This is a genomic window from Paenibacillus sp. NPDC057886, from assembly GCF_042796655.1.
Classification (GTDB): domain Bacteria; phylum Bacillota; class Bacilli; order Paenibacillales; family Paenibacillaceae; genus Paenibacillus.
In genome coordinates, this window is record NZ_JBHVMZ010000010.1 from 72346 (window position 1) to 88863 (window position 16518).

A 16518-nucleotide genomic window follows, 5' to 3' on the forward strand; every position below is an offset into this window, starting at 1 on the left:
GATGGTCTACGTAGCCAGCGATGCACGCTACGAAACAATGAAATACAACCGCGTTGGACGTTCAGGTTTGAAACTGCCAGCGATTTCACTTGGGTTATGGCATAATTTTGGTGGCATTAATAATGCGGAGAATGGCCGAAATATGATTACCCGTTCGTTTGATCTGGGCATTACGCATTTTGACCTTGCCAACAATTATGGTCCGCCGGCAGGTTCGGCAGAGCAGTTATTCGGTCAGGTATTGGCACAGGACCTGAAGCCATATCGAGATGAACTCGTCATCTCCACCAAAGCCGGGTACTATATGTGGCCTGGACCTTACGGTGAATGGGGTTCTCGTAAAAACCTTGTGTCTAGTCTCAATCAGAGCTTGAAGCGCATGGGTCTCGATTACGTAGACATCTTCTATTCTCATCGTTATGATCCCGAAACACCTCTGGAAGAAACGATGATGGCGCTGGACCATATTGTTCGTTCCGGCAAAGCATTATATGTCGGCATCTCCAATTATCCTGCAGAACAGACGAAGCAGGCAGCCGAGATTCTCAAAGGCCTGGGTACACCTCTGTTGATTCATCAACCTAGATATTCAATGCTGGATCGCTGGATTGAGGATGGGCTACAGGATGTACTTGATGAGTATGGAACAGGCAGCATCGCTTTTTGTCCATTGGCACAAGGCGTGCTCACCAACAAGTATCTGAACGGTATTCCAGAAGATTCACGTGCCAAGGGCCCGTCTGTATTCTTGAATGAAAACAACATCTCGCCAGAGACATTGCGCAAAGTGCGTGCTCTGAACCAGATTGCAGCATCGCGTGGTCAGAGTCTGGCCCAATTTGCGCTGGCTTGGGTATTGCGTGATGGCAAGGTAACTTCTGCCTTGATTGGTGCAAGTCGTCCTTCGCAGATTGAAGAGAATGTGGCTGCTCTCAGCCAATTGGAATTCTCCACAGAGGAATTGGAGCGCATTGAATCGATTCTTCGTCCGGAGCCGGATCATAAATAAAGTTCAAAAGGTGCATCTTAGCCATAATGGCGGGATGCACCTTTTTTGTTCCTTAATTATGCAGACCTACGGAATTTAAGATCCTACTTTTGATTACAGGGTTATCGATGGTTCGGCGGTGTTTGGCGTGTCCCTTGAGGCAAGGGCCTGTTAAGAATGTTTTCCCGATACAGACTAGGGGCTTCCCCGTGGAATCGCTTGAACTGTTTGGAGAAATACAGCGCATCTGGCAAACCCACGGAGGCCGATACCTGTTCGATGGACAGATCCGGACGTTCGCGCAGCAGCTGGCGCGATTTGTCGATCCTCAGTTTAAGCAGGTAGGTAACTGGCGATAGTCCGGTTTCCTGTTTGAAAATGCGGGACAGATACGCACGGTTATAGCTAAGACTGGCCGACATTTGCTCAATCGAGACAGGATAGGCATATTGGGTAGACATGTATTGAATCATCTGTTTTACCGTTCGTCGTATGGAAGATTCACCTGGTATTAAGGTTTGGCCCTGAGAAAGGTGATTTTGTGCCTCGGCTAGAATCATATATAACGTACCCAGCGATGTAAAATGAGAGCTTTCTTTCCGCTCGGCAAAAGCCGTCTGCATCACGGATAACCAGTCTGAAATACCACAGGAAGGTCCGGCATGAAAGACGGATTTCTCCGGACGGAAGCCTGCTTCCTCTGTATGCTTCGCAGCCTGGCTGCCGGTAAAGGCCATCCAGCGGTATTGCCAGGGATGCCGGGCATGGGATTGGTAGCTTACAAGCTGCCCTGGTTGAATGAGGAAACAATCTCCTGCGGATAGTTCGTAGGTATGTAGTTCAGTACGGAACGTACCGGCTCCTTTTTCTACATAATGCAATAGATAATAATCGTATAGCTTCGGTCCAAGGGCGTGACCGGGAAGGGTCTGGCTTGCGCCTGCAAAGAGGACATGCAATGCCCCTTTTTCATAATAGACAGGATTGGAGGCAACCGAGTAGCTGAGTGCTCCACTTTTGCCGGAGGTTTCCGGAATTTGTTTTATCAGATCCCCCGTTGCTCCTGTTGGACCTTCCTTACGTTGTTCAGTCATGATGACATTCCTTTCCTTCCTGGATGTTCCATTCATTATACGTCGAAGGGTCACATTTATCCATATGGAACACACATGGTTGCATTTCAAGGGGAACCGCCTTCTTGTATAATAACATTAAGAAAACCAACAACATTGAGATGGGGTGCAGCAGCAATGAACATAAATGAATTGAAACAAAAGTTTATTGACAAGTACGGAGAGAGTGGAGCGGACATCCGTGTGTTCCATGCCCCTGGGCGGGTGAATCTGATCGGTGAGCACATTGACTACAACGGGGGATACGTGCTTCCGGCAGCGCTTGAATTCGGTACCACATTGATTATCCGTGAGCGTGAGGACAACAAGTTGCAGTTGGCTTCCACGAATATGTCCTATGAAGGAACGCTGGATACGTCCTCTATTGGTAAGGAGAAAACAGGGGAATGGACGGATTACCCGGTAGGCGTCATGGTAGAACTGCAAGGCAAAGGCGTAAAAGTAACCAAAGGTTATGACTTCCTCTATCATGGAGAAATTCCGAACGGCGCAGGACTTTCCTCTTCCGCATCGCTGGAGGTTCTTACCGGGTTTGCTATCCAGTCGCTTGAAGGTGTTAAGGATATTGATACGGTACAACTGGCGCTGCTGTCCCAAAAGGCAGAGAACGAATTCGTTGGCGTCAACTGTGGCATCATGGATCAGTTCGCTGTAGCTAATGGAGCAGAGGATCATGCGATCCTGCTGATGTGTGACACCCTTGAATATGAAAAAGTGCCATTCCGTACCGGCGCCTACAAGCTGGTCATTGGTAACACGAACAAACGTCGGGGGTTGGTGGACTCGGCTTACAACGAACGTCGCTCCCAATGTGAGCAGGCACTTGCCATTTTGAAAGAACAACTGCCTGCACTGAACTATCTGGCGCAACTTACACCTGAACAATTCGTTACACTGCAGGATCACATCAAGGATGAGAAGGTAAGACAGCGTGCCCAGCACGTCGTGGAAGAGAATGCACGTGTACTTGCATCGGTGGATGCACTGCGTGATAACGATCTGGAAACCTTCGGCAAGCTGATGAATGCTTCTCATGAATCCCTTCGTTATCTATATGAAGTGAGCTGTGAAGAGCTGGACGTGATGGTTGAAGAAGCTCGACGAATTCCAGGTACTCTGGGTGCACGCATGACCGGAGCAGGATTCGGCGGATGTACGGTATCCCTCGTCCATGAGGACGATGTAGAGCGTTTTGTAAACGAAGTTGGAGCGGCATATGAAGCACGTACCAGTCTTAAGGGTGATTTCTATGTGTGCGGAGTAGGCGACGGCGTTAAAGAATTGAAGGAGGCGAAGTAAGATGGCAATTTTGGTGACAGGTGGAGCAGGATATATTGGTTCTCATACGGTAGCGGCTTTGTTGGAGCGTGGCGAAGAGGTCGTTGTACTGGATAACTTGCAGACAGGGCATCGTGAAGCTCTGCTGGGCGGAAAATTGTATGAAGGTGATCTGCGTGACAAGGAACTTCTGGCGAAGCTGTTCGCTGAGAATTCCATTGATGCAGTCATCCACTTTGCAGCTAACTCACTGGTTGGCGAGAGCATGAAAGATCCTGTTAAATACTATGATAACAACGTGTTTGGTACATTGTGCCTGCTGGAAGCGATGAATGCAGCGAATGTACGTCGCATCGTCTTCTCTTCCACGGCTGCTACTTACGGCGAGCCGGAGAAAGTGCCGATTGAAGAGAGCGACCGCACAGAGCCTACGAACGTATACGGTGAAACCAAGCTGATGATGGAGCGCATGATGTCTTGGTTCGATAAAGTACAGGAAATCAAATACGTCTCCCTGCGTTACTTCAATGCAGCCGGAGCCCATGATAGCGGCAAAATCGGTGAAGATCACCAGCCGGAGAGCCATCTTATTCCACTCGTGCTGCAAACGGCGTTAAAACAACGTCCACATATCGCCGTGTTCGGTGACGACTACGCGACAGAAGACGGAACCTGTGTACGTGATTACATCCACGTAAGTGATCTGGCGGATGCGCATCTGCGGGCTGTAGACTATCTCCGCAAAGGGGAGAACAGCAACGTGTTCAACCTGGGCAACGGTCAAGGCTTCTCGGTTAAACAGGTTATTGAGACGGCTAAGAAAGTAACCGGACTGGACATTCCGGTTGTCCAGGAACCACGTCGTGCGGGTGATCCGGCTGTACTGGTGGCCTCGTCTGCCAAAGCAAGATCCGTACTGGGCTGGAATCCAAAATGGACGAATCTCGAAGATGTCATTCAAAGCGCATGGAGCTGGCATCAGTCTCACCCTGACGGCTACGGCAAAAACTAGGAGGCGAACATCGATATGTCACAGACTCATATTGCAGCAGGTGCCACAGAGCGGACACCGGAGCAGCAGGAAGCACTGCATGCCATTGAACGTCTGGTAGCATTTGCCTTGCAGAACAAACTGATTGAAGAAGCGGATCGCGATTACAGCCGTAATCTACTGCTGGAACAGTTCGGGTTCTCCGAGCCGTATGCAGGAGTATTGAACGAGACAGTTTTGGACGGACCCCAATCATTGCTGGATACGCTGATTGACTATGGATTTGAAATTGGACTTATCCCTGAAAATACCGATACGTACCGTGATTTACTCGATGCAAAAATTATGGGTCAATTGATGGCCCGTCCATCCGAGGTGGTGCGCGCATTTCGTCATACAGAACAGACCGAAGGCATTGAAGCGGCTACCTCCCAATTTTATGAGCTTTCGATTCATTCCAACTACATTCGGATGGACCGCATCTCCAAGAATGTGTATTGGACACAGGATACAGCTTATGGCGACATGGAGATTACGATCAACCTGTCCAAGCCGGAGAAAAGTCCGAAGGAAATCGCGATGGCCAAGCTGCTTCCGCCTCCGGTATATCCGAAATGCCAACTCTGTCGTGAAAATGTGGGCTATGCCGGTCGGGTCAACCACCCGGCCCGTCAAAACCTGCGTGTCATTCCATTGGAATTGAACGGCGAACCTTGGTTCTTCCAATACTCGCCATACGTGTACTACAACGAGCACTGCATTATTTTCCATCACGATCATGTGCCGATGAAATTGACCAAGGATACGCTGCGTAGGCTGCTGGCCTTCGTGGGGGAGTATCCGCATTACTTTATTGGTTCCAATGCCGATCTGCCCATCGTTGGCGGCTCCATCCTGACCCATGATCATTTTCAGGGTGGACGTCATACCTTTGCCATTCAAAATGCGAAGCCAGAGGCGGTATTCCGCCACGCTGGTTCACCGGGACTTACGCTCAGTCTTGTGAAATGGCCAATGTCCGTACTGCGACTGGTATCACAGGATCCGGCTGAGTTGCTCGAAGCGGGCAATGCCGTTTATGAAGCGTGGAAGGTTTACAGCGATTCTACGGTGGAGATCGAGGCATTCAGTGAGGTTGACGGAGAACAGATTCCACACAATACAGTGACTCCAATCGTTCGTCGCAGTGCAGACGGTGGATATGAGATGGACCTTGTTCTGCGGAACAATCGCACGAATGACGAACATCCCGAAGGAATTTTCCACCCGCACCGCGAAATGCATCATCTGAAGAAGGAGAACATTGGACTCATCGAAGTGATGGGGCTTGCAATCCTGCCAGGCCGTTTGAAAGAAGAGCTGGACAGCATCGCGGATATTCTCGCTGGGGATACCAAGCTTGCGGAGACGGCCAAAGATTCCGAACATGTGTTGAATAAACATCTGGGCTGGGCAGAAGAACTGATCGAACGTTTCGGTCCCAACCTAAACAAAGAGCAAGCTGTTGCGCTTGTACAACAGGAAGTAGGCTTGAAATTCGCCGAGATTCTGGAACATGCAGGTGTATACAAATATGATGAGGCAGGTCGCCAAGCTTTCCGTCGTTTTGTAAGCAGCATGGGATACACCGAATAAACATGTATAACGAGGAACACCGGCCCATTCAAGGGCTGGTGTTTTGGTTTGTTTGACAATGTGAAATTGAAAGGGAGTCCTGTATAAGTCGTTTTATGTGAAATGTTACGTGCACACTTGCAAATCAACGGGTTGGTATAAAGTGAGTGGCTATCGATTTGTTTTTGTATAATCGGGGTACTATAATGGGAGTTGCACTAAAATATGAATCTCCATTGGAGGCGACATAGATATGAGATCTTTTCAATTTTATAATCCAACCCGATTGATTTTCGGTAAAGGTCAGCTGGAAGCACTGAAAACCGAAGTACCGAAATACGGCAAACGGGTTCTGCTTGTATATGGTGGCGGCAGTATCAAACGCAGCGGTTTGTACGATCAGGTGATCGGATTGCTCAAGGAAGTTGGAGCTGAAGTTACGGAGCTGGCTGGTGTAGAACCGAACCCGCGTCTCTCGACTGTGCACAAAGGTGTAGACCTCTGCAAAACGAACAACATCGACCTGATCCTCGCTGTAGGCGGCGGCAGTGTACTGGATTGTGCCAAGGCAATTGCCGTAGGTGCCAAGTATGATGGCGACATGTGGGACTTTGCTCAGCGCAAAGCCGTTGCACAGGATGCTCTTCCGCTCGGTACCGTGCTGACCATGGCTGCAACCGGTTCGGAAATGAACTCCGGTTCGGTTATTACAAATCAGGATACACAGGAGAAGTTAGGCTGGGGGAGTGCGTATTCATTCCCTGCGTTCTCAATCCTTGATCCGGTAAATACATATACCGTTCCTCTGGACCAAACGGTTTACGGCATGGTGGATATGATGTCCCACGTACTGGAGCATTACTTCCACTTGGATGCCAACACACCGGTTCAGCTCGGGTTCTGTGAGACAATTCTGCGCACAGTTATGGATGCAGCCCCTCGTCTGGTCGAAGACCTGGAGAACTATGAACTGCGTGAAACGATTCTGTACTGCGGAACGATGGCATTGAACGGCGTACTGAACATGGGTCTGGCTGGTGACTGGGCTACTCACAATATCGAACACGCGGTATCCGCAGTGTATGATATTCCGCATGGCGGAGGGCTCGCAATTCTGTTCCCGCACTGGATGAAGCATAATGTGGACGTCAATGTGGATCGTTTCAAACGTCTGGCAATCAATGTGTTCGAAGTTAACCCTGAAGGTAAATCGGACAAACAGATTGCTGAAGAAGGCATTGAAGCGTTGAGCAAATTCTGGACATCCATTGGTGCGCCTAACCGTCTGGCTGATTATGATATCGATGACAGCCAAATCGAAGTTATGGCTGACAAAGCCATGCTCTTCGGCCCGTTCGGTAACTTCAAAAAATTGCAGCGTGAAGATGTTGTATCCATCTACAAGGCTTCTCTGTAAAAACAAAACACATCGTCGCAGAAATGTGTTCTGGAACCGCACGTCTCCTTTAACGGAGATTTGCGGTTTTTTTGTTGTGAATAAGAGCGAATCGGAGAATGTTCCAGCAACGGGGACATATGGCGATGAGAATAACCATTATCGGGTCTGTAATACAAATGAGGAAAGATTTTGAAACATTTTGACGTTAGCTACGTATTTATTTACATGTGGAATGCTCAGTTAGGATGAACTTGCGGCAGAGGAGAGGAGGAACGGGGAATGGAGTCAATCTATTGGGGGTGTCTAATTGGAGGAGCCATATTTGCAGTCGTCAGCCTTGTGCTAGGTGACTTGATTGATGGCTTGCTGGACGGGGCCCTTGAATTGCCTGGTCTTGATTTTTTCAAACCTGTTGTGCTGGCCGGTTCCATAACAACCTTTGGCGGGGCCGGTATTATGCTGACACGTTATAGCTCGATAAGTGCGATTTCAGCACTGATACTATCCCTGCTTATAGGTATTGCTGCAGCCATGCTGGTATTCTTTGCATATATCAAGCCGATGCGTAACAGTGACGTCTCCATTGCGTTTTCAATGAAAGAGCTATCTGGGAAAATTGGAGAAATTACCATTCCGGTACCGGAAAAAGGCTTTGGTGAAGTCATGATCAAAATTGCCTCCGGTAATACGATTCACACGGCATCCAGCTTTGAACATCGTCCCATTGCGGCGGGAGCGCGTGTTGTAGTGGTGGATGTTGTAGACGGCGTACTGCGTGTGTCGGAATGGGATGAGGATGTACTTAAAGATTTATAAAGTAGTCTAATCACCTAAGTAGTTTAAGCACTCATGAATGAATAAGGGGAGAGATGTGGAATGGAAAGTTTGAATTTGAATTGGGATGTGTTGTTGATTCCTGCAGTTGTGGTTGGTGTCATTCTGATTCTTGGATTGGCTTTCTGGGCGAGGTACAAAACGGTTGGGCCGGATGAGGCCATGATCGTTACGGGTTCATTCCTTGGCAGCAAAAACATTTCCGATGATGACTCCGGTCGCAAGATTAAAATTGTTCGTGGAGGCGGCGCATTTATCTTGCCAGTGTTCCAGCAATCGGAGTTTATCTCGCTGTTGTCCCATAAGCTCGACGTCTCCACACCGGAAGTATACACGGAACAGGGTGTACCGGTCATTGCCGATGGTGTCGCCATTATCAAAGTGGGAAGCGCTGTAGAAGACGTGGCCACCGCAGCCGAGCAATTCATTGGCAAACCCGTAGAATCGTTAAGAGGCGAAGCACAGGAGGTTCTGGAGGGGCATTTGCGGGCCATCCTCGGAACAATGACGGTGGAAGAAGTATACCGTAACCGCGATCGCTTCGCCCAAGAGGTCCAAGGTGTAGCTGCCAGAGATCTGAAAAAAATGGGACTGCAGATTGTTTCGTTTACGATCAAAGACGTTCGTGACAAACAAGGTTATCTGGATGCCCTCGGTAAACCAAGAATAGCAGCCGTCAAGCGGGATGCTGAAATTGCGGAAGCGGAAGCGATGCGGGATGCGCGTATTCAGAAGGCCAATGCGGAAGAGCAGGGGCAAAAAGCCGAGTTGCTGCGTGATACGAATATCGCTGAAGCTGCAAAAGAGAAGGAACTGAAAGTAGCGACGTTTAAGCGGGATCAGGATACAGCTAAAGCGGAAGCGGATCAGGCGTATCATATCCACGAAGCGCGTGCGAGACAAACCGTGGTGGAAGAAGAGATGAAGGTTGAACTCGTTCGTAAGGAACGTGAGATTGATCTGCAAGAGAAAGAAATTATCGTACGTGAGAAGCAGTATGATGCTGAAGTTAAGAAAAAGGCAGAAGCAGATCGTTATGCGGTCGAGCAGGCTGCCGAAGCGGATAAAGCCAAAAGAATGCGTGAAGCCGATGCGGTACAATACTCCATTGAAACGCATGCGAAGGCAACAGCCGAGCAGAAGCGTCTTGAAGGTCAGGCGATGGCGGATGCTGAACGCGCCAAAGGTACAGCGGATGCAGAGGTAATTCGTCTCCGGGGTCTGGCAGAAGCAGAAGCGAAGGAAAAACTGGCCGAAGCGTTCCAAAAGTTTGGCGAAGCTGCCGTGCTCGATATCATCGTCAAAATGCTGCCTGAACTTGCTGGTAAAATTGCGGAGCCGATCTCCGCGATTGATAAGCTGACCGTTGTGGATACAGGGAAGGGCGAAGGCGCCACTCGTGTAAGCAATTATGTAACTGAGCTCATGGCGACGGCTCCCGAGATGCTCAAAAGTGTCTCCGGCATCGATGTGGAGCAGTTAATTAAAGGTCTCACCAAACCTAAAACAACAGCACCGGTTGCTATTCAACAGAGTGAACCTGTAACGACCCCCTCTATAATCGATAAGATTGTGGAAAAAGCTGGAGTTGACGAGTAAGACAATGATCCATAAAGCACACATGCTCTATTGACCTTAAGGCGAATTTTTGTTACTTTTTAAGCGAGACGTCCGGCGCGGTTTGCCCGCTTCCGGATGTCTTTTCTTTCTTACTAGGGTGTGACTGAATCACACCTAAGATGGTGCGAAAAAGAGGTGCAAACATTGAGTAGCCTGCAAGTAGCCAAAGCGCTAAATAATAATGTAATTATTGCACAGCATCCTGAACATGGAGAAGTTGTCGTGATTGGTAAAGGCATCGGCTTCAATCGGAAAACGAATGACATTATTCCACTGATGGCTGTGGAGAAAATGTTCATTTTGAGAAACCAGCAGGAGCAAGAGCAGTATAAACAGCTTCTTCCACAAGTGGATGAAGCATTGATCGAAATTATCAACGAAGTCATTACGTATATTGCAGAACATACGGACGTACCTTTAAACGAACATATTCATATCGCATTAACTGATCATATTTCATTTGCGCTAAAACGGAAAGAACAAGGGATTGTCATACAGAATCCTTTTCTTTATGAGACCCGTGAAATTTATCCTGACGAATATCGCATGGGGGAATATGCGGTACGTTTGATAAAAGAAAAATTGGGTGTAGATCTGGGAATGGATGAAATCGGTTTTATTGCACTCCATATCTACAGTGCCATGACCAACCAAAATATTTCTCAAGTTCGCGAGCATTCGCAATTGATTACTGATTTGGTGAGCCTGGTGTCCACTCAACTGGATTATTCGTTTGAGACTCAGTCCCTGGATTACTCCAGGTTACTAACTCATCTTCGGTTTGCCTTGGAGCGAGTCCGTCGGGGAGATAAAGTGGAAGAAATTCATAAATTGGATTCCTTGTTGAAGTTGGAATATCCAGAAATGTACTCGCTTGCATGGAAGCTAACGAAGGTGATGGAAAAAAGGTTGAATCTGCCTGTATATCCTGCGGAAGTAGGGTATCTGACCATTCATTTACAGCGCTTGAATCAAAGGAAAGAAGAAGAGAGCAAGTGAAATATTTTCCCCAAGTGGAACTCTAATTTGAGAAATTTCGTGTAAAGGCTTGCATCGTTTTTGAAGTGGTGCTACAATGGTCTCCGTAATCAAGCAACTGAATAAACACAAACGACGTGTTACTGATTCGATCAGGCATGAGTTATCTAGAGCGTGATTGTTCTTACCTTATACCGGGTATGCTATACCCAAAGGTTGGACCAATTTGCTTTATTAACTCATGCCTTTTTTGTTTTCCCTTGCTTGCATCACAACATAAAAATTTAAAAGAAAGGTGGATACGATGCAATGTTTAAAAAGCTTTTTGGTGTATTGCAAAGAGTAGGTAAAGCTCTTATGCTACCTGTAGCAATCTTGCCAGCGGCAGGTTTATTGCTAGGGATCGGTAACATGCTTGTGAATCCGGATTTTCTGCAATATGCTACAGTGCTAGATACCCCATGGGTAAGCTCAATTGCGACGATTATGATGAATGCGGGTCAAATCGTATTTGATAATCTGGCATTGCTGTTCGCTGTCGGGGTAGCCGTCGGGCTGGCCGGAGGAGAAGGTGTCGCAGGTCTTGCGGCCATCATCGGTTACTTGGTCATGAACGTGACTCTGGGTACGGCTGTTGGTGTTACGCCAGCCATGATCGGTGAAGTACCGGGTTATGCCAGCATCTTGGGTATCCCTACTTTGAGTACAGGCGTGTTCGGAGGTATTATCATCGGTATTACCGCCGCGCTATGTTACAATCGATTTTTCAGAATCGAACTGCCGTCTTACCTCGGCTTCTTTGCAGGTAAACGCTTTGTCCCAATTATCACTTCAGTCGTTTCCCTCTTAATCGGGTTGCTTCTGGTGATCATCTGGCCTCCGATTCAAAATGGGCTGAATGCTGTATCTCATTTCATGGTAGATACAAGTCCGACATTATCGGCATTCATTTTCGGAGTGGTAGAACGGTCACTTATTCCGTTCGGTCTGCATCACATTTTCTACTCGCCATTCTGGTTTGAGTTCGGCGAATATGTGAATAAAGCTGGAGATGTCATTCGTGGAGACCAGCAAATCTTCTTCAATCAACTGCGAGATGGTGTGAACCTTACAGCGGGGACGTTCCAAGTCGGTAAATTCCCTTTCATGATGTTCGGTTTGCCAGCTGCGGCGCTTGCGATGTACCATGAAGCAAGACCGGAGCACAAAAAGTATGTTGCAGGGATCATGGGATCAGCTGCGCTGACTTCGTTCCTCACAGGCATTACAGAGCCGCTTGAGTTCTCATTCCTGTTTGTAGCGCCAATCCTGTTTGCAGTACACTGTATCTTTGCAGGTTTGTCTTTCATGACGATGCAAATTCTTGGAGTCAAAATCGGGATGACGTTCTCCGGTGGATTCATTGACTTCCTGATCTTCGGAATTATCCCGAATCGCACGCCTTGGTGGGATGTTATTATCGTAGGCTTGATTCTTGCAGTGATTTACTATTTCGGATTCCGATTCATCATTCGCAAATTCAATCTGAAAACACCAGGACGTGAAGAGGCTACTCCTGAAACAGTTTCGGGCGGCGGAAGCTCAGGTTCAACCGATGATTTGCCTCACAATATTCTTGCAGCCTTCGGTGGGCAGCAGAATATCAAACATCTGGATGCATGCATAACTCGTTTGCGGATTGAAGTAAATGAGAAATCCAGTGTAAATAAAGATCGTTTGAAACAATTGGGTGCATCTGGCGTCCTTGAAGTGGGTAATAATGTACAGGCCATCTTCGGTACACGTTCAGATACGATTAAATCCCAAATGCAGGATATTATTGCAGGACGGACACCGGCACCAGCAGCTAATGTTAAACCTGCTCCTGAACAGGAAAAGGCGCAAGGTGAAGACGGCGAACGTATTATTTCGGAAGACATCGTTATGCCAGTTAACGGCGAATTGATGGATATCACAAACGTTCCTGATCCGGTCTTTGCTGAGAAAATGACAGGTGATGGCTTTGCTGTTCTGCCTCATGATGGCAAGATTGCTTCTCCTGTATATGGTAAGGTGTTTAACGTATTTCCAAGCAAACATGCCGTGGGCATTATGTCTGACGGAGGCAAGGAAGTGCTTGTTCATATAGGTGTCAACACGGTGAAGCTGAAAGGTCAGGGCTTTAACGTGCTTGTGCAGGAAGGCGACCTGGTATCGGCAGGACAGCCGATTATGGAAGTGGATCTGGAGTATGTGAAAGCTAATGCTCCGTCGATCATCTCTCCGGTCATTTTCACCAACCTGCCAGAAGGCTCGACAGTAACACTAACGAAAAGTGGGTTACTGAAAATTGGCGATCAGCCGATTATTGAGATAAAATAAGAAGTGTTACGACGATGGCAAGCAAGTGTAAATATATGCAATGCCTAAACTAAATTATTGAAAGTGAGATGATTGTAATGCAACAAACATTCAGAATTACAGACGAAGATGGTATCCACGCACGTCCGGCGACAGCCCTGGTTAATACAGCAAACAAATTCAAAGGTGCAGAATCCTTTGCAGAAGCTAACGGTAAAAAAGTAACTTTGAAATCCATCCTGGGTGTACTTTCCCTGGGCCTGGAACAAGGCGATACCATCAACATCATCGTTGAAGGCGAAGGAGAAGCTGAAGCTCTTCAAGCTCTGACAGACGTTATGGTTAACGAAGGGCTGGGCGAAATTAATGCTTAATGTTTCTGGGATCGCGGCTTCGGCGGGTATTGCTATCGCCAAGGCGTTTATCTTGGAGCATCCCAACTACTCTGTAGAAAAACGCGAAATCAACGACGTTGACGCAGAGATCGCGAAACTCGACTCGGCTCTGGGCAAGTCCCAGGCTGAGCTTGAGGCGATCAAAGAGCGTACCTTACAAGAGCTTGGCGAGAAAAAAGCTGAGATTTTTGCTTCGCATTTGCTCATTCTGAATGACCCGGAACTGATTGATCCGGTTAAAGCGAAAATTGCAGATGATAAGGTTAATGCGGAATTCGCATTGAACGAAACAGCAACGCAATTTATCGAAATGTTCGAAAACATGAAGAGTGCTTACCTGCAGGAACGTGCTGCGGATATGCGTGATGTAACCAAACGTGTGCTAAATCACTTGCTTGGTATCGAATTCATGAGTCCGGCTGAGATCAGTGAAGAAGTGATCGTGCTTGCGGAGGATCTTACGCCTTCCGACACGGCTCAACTGAACCGTCAATATGTTAAAGGTTTCGCAACGAATATTGGTGGACGTACTTCTCACTCCGCGATCATGGCTCGTTCGCTTGAAATCCCGGCTGTCGTTGGGACGAAGGACATTCTGGCTCAAGCGAAACAAGGCGATATGATTATCGTTGACGGTTTGGACGGTCACGTACTGGTTAATCCGACGGATGATGTTATTGCTGAGTATCGTGCCAAACAGGAGCAATACGATGCACAACGTGCGGAGTGGAGAAAACTGCGTGATGAGCCAACGGTAACGGTGGACAACGTTCATGTGGAACTGGCAGCCAACATCGGTACACCGAATGATGTTGCCGGTGTTCTGGAGAACGGCGGCGAGGCTGTAGGCCTGTACCGTACCGAGTTCCTGTATATGGGCAGAGACAAACTTCCTTCCGAGGACATTCAGTATAATGCTTACAAGGCTGTACTGGAAAAAATGGAAGGCAAACCTGTTGTTGTTCGTACACTCGACATCGGTGGAGACAAAGAGCTTCCATATCTGGATCTGCCAAAAGAAATGAATCCATTCCTCGGTTTCCGCGCAGTTCGTCTGTGTCTGGACCGTCTGGATATTTTCCGTACTCAATTGCGTGCATTGCTGCGTGCAAGCGTACATGGTAACCTGCGTGTTATGTTCCCAATGATCGCAACACTGGGTGAATTCCGTGAAGCCAAAGCTGTCCTGCTCGAAGAGAAGGAAAAGCTAGTTGCTGAAGGTATTGCTGTTTCAGACAGCATCCAACTGGGAATCATGGTCGAAATTCCTTCGACTGCGGTTCTGGCGGATCAATTCGCCAAAGAAGTGGATTTCTTCAGTATCGGAACGAACGATCTGATTCAATACACCATGGCTGCTGACCGTATGAACGAGCGTGTGGCGTATCTGTATCAACCATACAACCCTGCCATCTTGCGTTTGGTTAAAATGGTAATCGATGCAGCACACCGTGAAGGCAAATGGGTTGGCATGTGTGGAGAGATGGCCGGAGACGAAACAGCAATTCCATTGCTGCTCGGTCTCGGACTGGATGAGTTCAGCATGAGCGCAACATCCATTCTGCCAGCTCGCAGTCAGATCACCAAGCTGTCCCGTGCAGACATGCAAGAGCTTGCTGCCAAAGCACTGGATATGCAAACGGCTGAGCAAGTCGTTGAATTGGTTCAAAGCATTCAAGCGTAATGTAATTTTATGGGGTTTCCACCCGATTTTAAGGGTTTCTTTTTCCGATGAAAGAGCTGCAGTCGTGCAGCGATTTTGCCGGTATCTGTTGTTACAGCAGATACCGGCTTTTTTTGTTTGAGCCGATATTTCTATTCTGCAGAGAAGTTACATTTTTCCGTTTGTATCTTGGTTGAAAATCATTATCATTAAGGTAATCAAATATTCCAATCAATGGACATCATGCTGAGGGAGAAAGTAGGGTTACCATGAAGCTCAATAAAAAGAAGGCAGGCAAGGTGCTTAAATATAGCAGTATCGATTCGTTTGAAGTGTCCTGAAATGGAGAAATGGTTCATGCTGCGACAGCAGAACATTCCGCTGTTCTTTGTACAAGTGGCTCCGGAACTTTGGTATCAAACGAACACATATCTCGATTAAACGAAGGAGAGGTCTATTTGCTGACTCCTGGGCAGAGGGTCAAGGCTGGCGGCGGATGAACAGGCGTTAAAAGGATGTTTGGTCCGTTTCGAAGTATACGAAAATGGCGGGGAAGAGCAGATGATTGCTACCAATGCTTTCACGGAAGGGTTATTTTGGTGTAAAGACCTGCAACAACTCGCTCACTCTTGCGAACGTTTGCTTCAAATGGAGGTCGCTGGTGACGAGGAACACTTCAATAGACAGGCCCTATTATACGGTCTGATGACTTTACTTGTTCAAGCGCAGGCCAAGCCGGAAAGCGTTGAGCCAACCGCTTCTGCGATTGCTCGTGTTGCCGATTATATGAATGATCATCTGGATCATGAGTTAAAACAAGATGAATTGGCCAAGCTCGCTGGCCTCAGCCCGGGATATTTTTTCGTGGGCGTTTCAACAATATACAGGAAAGACTCCAACAGCCTATGATACGTATCCAGACGATGAAGCTCTCTTGCGTCAGTTTGCCGCTGACGAACAGGTGGAGCAAAATGGTCTGGAAGCTGATGTATTTGGTCTAGCCAAGAATCCGCTTCGCGTCAGGGTTCGATTGATTGATCATCCGCTGGAGCCTTCGAAGAGACTTGCGATCAAAAATGTCTGTTGCCTGCAATATTTACGACAAGCTCGCTCCTATTGTTACACTTGCCCGCGATTGGGCAAGAAGGAACGAGCCAATTGGAAGCCTTAGAACGACAAAGATAAAATAAAGCTGACAGGTTAAAAAGCTATTAGAAAAAACAGCCGCGCAGAAAGCAGAAAGCGGCTGTTTTTGGCATTTATTAATGAGTATCAACGACTGAAT

General features: G+C 47.6%; 14 protein-coding genes. 13 read left to right on the forward strand and 1 reads right to left on the reverse strand.

The genetic code is table 11. The features are described from left to right. Nucleotide 1: 1 nt before the first annotated feature. Entirely contained in the window at nucleotides 2-1009 is a 1008-nt protein-coding gene (mgrA, locus tag ACFVQB_RS28250; protein WP_247903278.1) for an L-glyceraldehyde 3-phosphate reductase, read from the forward strand. Between the two features lie 101 nt (nucleotides 1010-1110). On the opposite strand, the gene ACFVQB_RS28255 is transcribed toward mgrA, so the two are convergent. Further along, complete coding sequence (locus ACFVQB_RS28255) at nucleotides 1111-2082, reverse strand: AraC family transcriptional regulator (RefSeq protein WP_379447190.1); 972 nt, start codon at nucleotides 2080-2082, stop codon at nucleotides 1111-1113. A 156-nt stretch (nucleotides 2083-2238) separates the two neighbouring features. Between ACFVQB_RS28255 and ACFVQB_RS28260 the strand changes: the two genes are divergently transcribed. From ACFVQB_RS28260 to ACFVQB_RS28315, 12 genes are all read left to right on the forward strand, one after another. Then, nucleotides 2239-3420: a galactokinase gene (locus ACFVQB_RS28260; RefSeq protein ID WP_379447191.1), complete on the forward strand. Its 1182-nt coding sequence runs from the start codon at nucleotides 2239-2241 to the stop codon at nucleotides 3418-3420. Between the two features lies 1 nt (nucleotide 3421). Beyond that, nucleotides 3422-4411: a UDP-glucose 4-epimerase GalE gene (gene galE / locus ACFVQB_RS28265; protein WP_064635876.1), complete on the forward strand. Its 990-nt coding sequence runs from the start codon at nucleotides 3422-3424 to the stop codon at nucleotides 4409-4411. 15 nt (nucleotides 4412-4426) lie between these two features. Then, a complete protein-coding gene (locus ACFVQB_RS28270; RefSeq protein ID WP_379447192.1) occupies nucleotides 4427-6025 on the forward strand; it encodes a UDP-glucose--hexose-1-phosphate uridylyltransferase in 1599 nt (532 codons plus the stop codon). Nucleotides 6026-6257: 232 nt separating this feature from the next. Beyond that, the gene (locus ACFVQB_RS28275; protein ID WP_379447193.1) at nucleotides 6258-7421 is read left to right on the forward strand and encodes an iron-containing alcohol dehydrogenase; all 1164 of its coding nucleotides are present in this window, start codon (nucleotides 6258-6260) and stop codon (nucleotides 7419-7421) included. A 261-nt stretch (nucleotides 7422-7682) separates the two neighbouring features. After that, a complete protein-coding gene (locus ACFVQB_RS28280) occupies nucleotides 7683-8219 on the forward strand; it encodes an NfeD family membrane protein (RefSeq protein WP_379447194.1) in 537 nt (178 codons plus the stop codon). A 60-nt stretch (nucleotides 8220-8279) separates the two neighbouring features. Then, nucleotides 8280-9836, forward strand: a complete 1557-nt coding sequence (locus tag ACFVQB_RS28285; RefSeq protein WP_379447195.1) for a flotillin lipid rafts scaffold protein FloT — start codon at nucleotides 8280-8282, stop codon at nucleotides 9834-9836. A gap of 165 nt (nucleotides 9837-10001) precedes the next feature. Further along, nucleotides 10002-10856 carry a glucose PTS transporter transcription antiterminator GlcT gene (gene glcT, locus ACFVQB_RS28290; RefSeq protein WP_376035533.1) on the forward strand — a complete coding sequence of 285 codons (855 nt, stop codon included), beginning with the start codon at nucleotides 10002-10004 and terminating at the stop codon, nucleotides 10854-10856. 288 nt (nucleotides 10857-11144) lie between these two features. Beyond that, entirely contained in the window at nucleotides 11145-13196 is a 2052-nt protein-coding gene (gene ptsG, locus ACFVQB_RS28295) for a glucose-specific PTS transporter subunit IIBC (RefSeq protein ID WP_379447196.1), read from the forward strand. 77 nt (nucleotides 13197-13273) lie between these two features. Continuing rightward, nucleotides 13274-13549 carry an HPr family phosphocarrier protein gene (locus ACFVQB_RS28300; RefSeq protein WP_024633102.1) on the forward strand — a complete coding sequence of 92 codons (276 nt, stop codon included), beginning with the start codon at nucleotides 13274-13276 and terminating at the stop codon, nucleotides 13547-13549. After that, the gene (gene ptsP, locus ACFVQB_RS28305) at nucleotides 13542-15254 is read left to right on the forward strand and encodes a phosphoenolpyruvate--protein phosphotransferase (RefSeq protein ID WP_379447197.1); all 1713 of its coding nucleotides are present in this window, start codon (nucleotides 13542-13544) and stop codon (nucleotides 15252-15254) included. The genes ACFVQB_RS28300 and ptsP overlap by 8 nt, the downstream gene beginning before the upstream one ends. Nucleotides 15255-15752: 498 nt before the next feature. After that, nucleotides 15753-16142 carry a hypothetical protein gene (locus ACFVQB_RS28310; RefSeq protein ID WP_379447198.1) on the forward strand — a complete coding sequence of 130 codons (390 nt, stop codon included), beginning with the start codon at nucleotides 15753-15755 and terminating at the stop codon, nucleotides 16140-16142. Between the two features lie 25 nt (nucleotides 16143-16167). Further along, the gene (locus ACFVQB_RS28315; protein WP_379447199.1) at nucleotides 16168-16404 is read left to right on the forward strand and encodes a hypothetical protein; all 237 of its coding nucleotides are present in this window, start codon (nucleotides 16168-16170) and stop codon (nucleotides 16402-16404) included. Nucleotides 16405-16518: the final 114 nt, after the last annotated feature.

Excerpts from the sequence above, each read along its gene's own strand:
- mgrA (WP_247903278.1), top strand. The coding sequence starts at position 2 with ATGGTCTACGTAGCCAGCGATGCACGCTACGAAACAATGAAATACAAC.
- ACFVQB_RS28255 (WP_379447190.1), bottom strand. The coding sequence starts at position 2,082 with ATGACTGAACAACGTAAGGAAGGTCCAACAGGAGCAACGGGGGATCTG.
- ACFVQB_RS28260 (WP_379447191.1), top strand. The coding sequence starts at position 2,239 with ATGAACATAAATGAATTGAAACAAAAGTTTATTGACAAGTACGGAGAG.
- galE (WP_064635876.1), top strand. The coding sequence starts at position 3,422 with ATGGCAATTTTGGTGACAGGTGGAGCAGGATATATTGGTTCTCATACG.
- ACFVQB_RS28270 (WP_379447192.1), top strand. The coding sequence starts at position 4,427 with ATGTCACAGACTCATATTGCAGCAGGTGCCACAGAGCGGACACCGGAG.
- ACFVQB_RS28275 (WP_379447193.1), top strand. The coding sequence starts at position 6,258 with ATGAGATCTTTTCAATTTTATAATCCAACCCGATTGATTTTCGGTAAA.
- ACFVQB_RS28280 (WP_379447194.1), top strand. The coding sequence starts at position 7,683 with ATGGAGTCAATCTATTGGGGGTGTCTAATTGGAGGAGCCATATTTGCA.
- ACFVQB_RS28285 (WP_379447195.1), top strand. The coding sequence starts at position 8,280 with ATGGAAAGTTTGAATTTGAATTGGGATGTGTTGTTGATTCCTGCAGTT.
- ptsG (WP_379447196.1), top strand. The coding sequence starts at position 11,145 with ATGTTTAAAAAGCTTTTTGGTGTATTGCAAAGAGTAGGTAAAGCTCTT.
- ACFVQB_RS28300 (WP_024633102.1), top strand. The coding sequence starts at position 13,274 with ATGCAACAAACATTCAGAATTACAGACGAAGATGGTATCCACGCACGT.
- ptsP (WP_379447197.1), top strand. The coding sequence starts at position 13,542 with ATGCTTAATGTTTCTGGGATCGCGGCTTCGGCGGGTATTGCTATCGCC.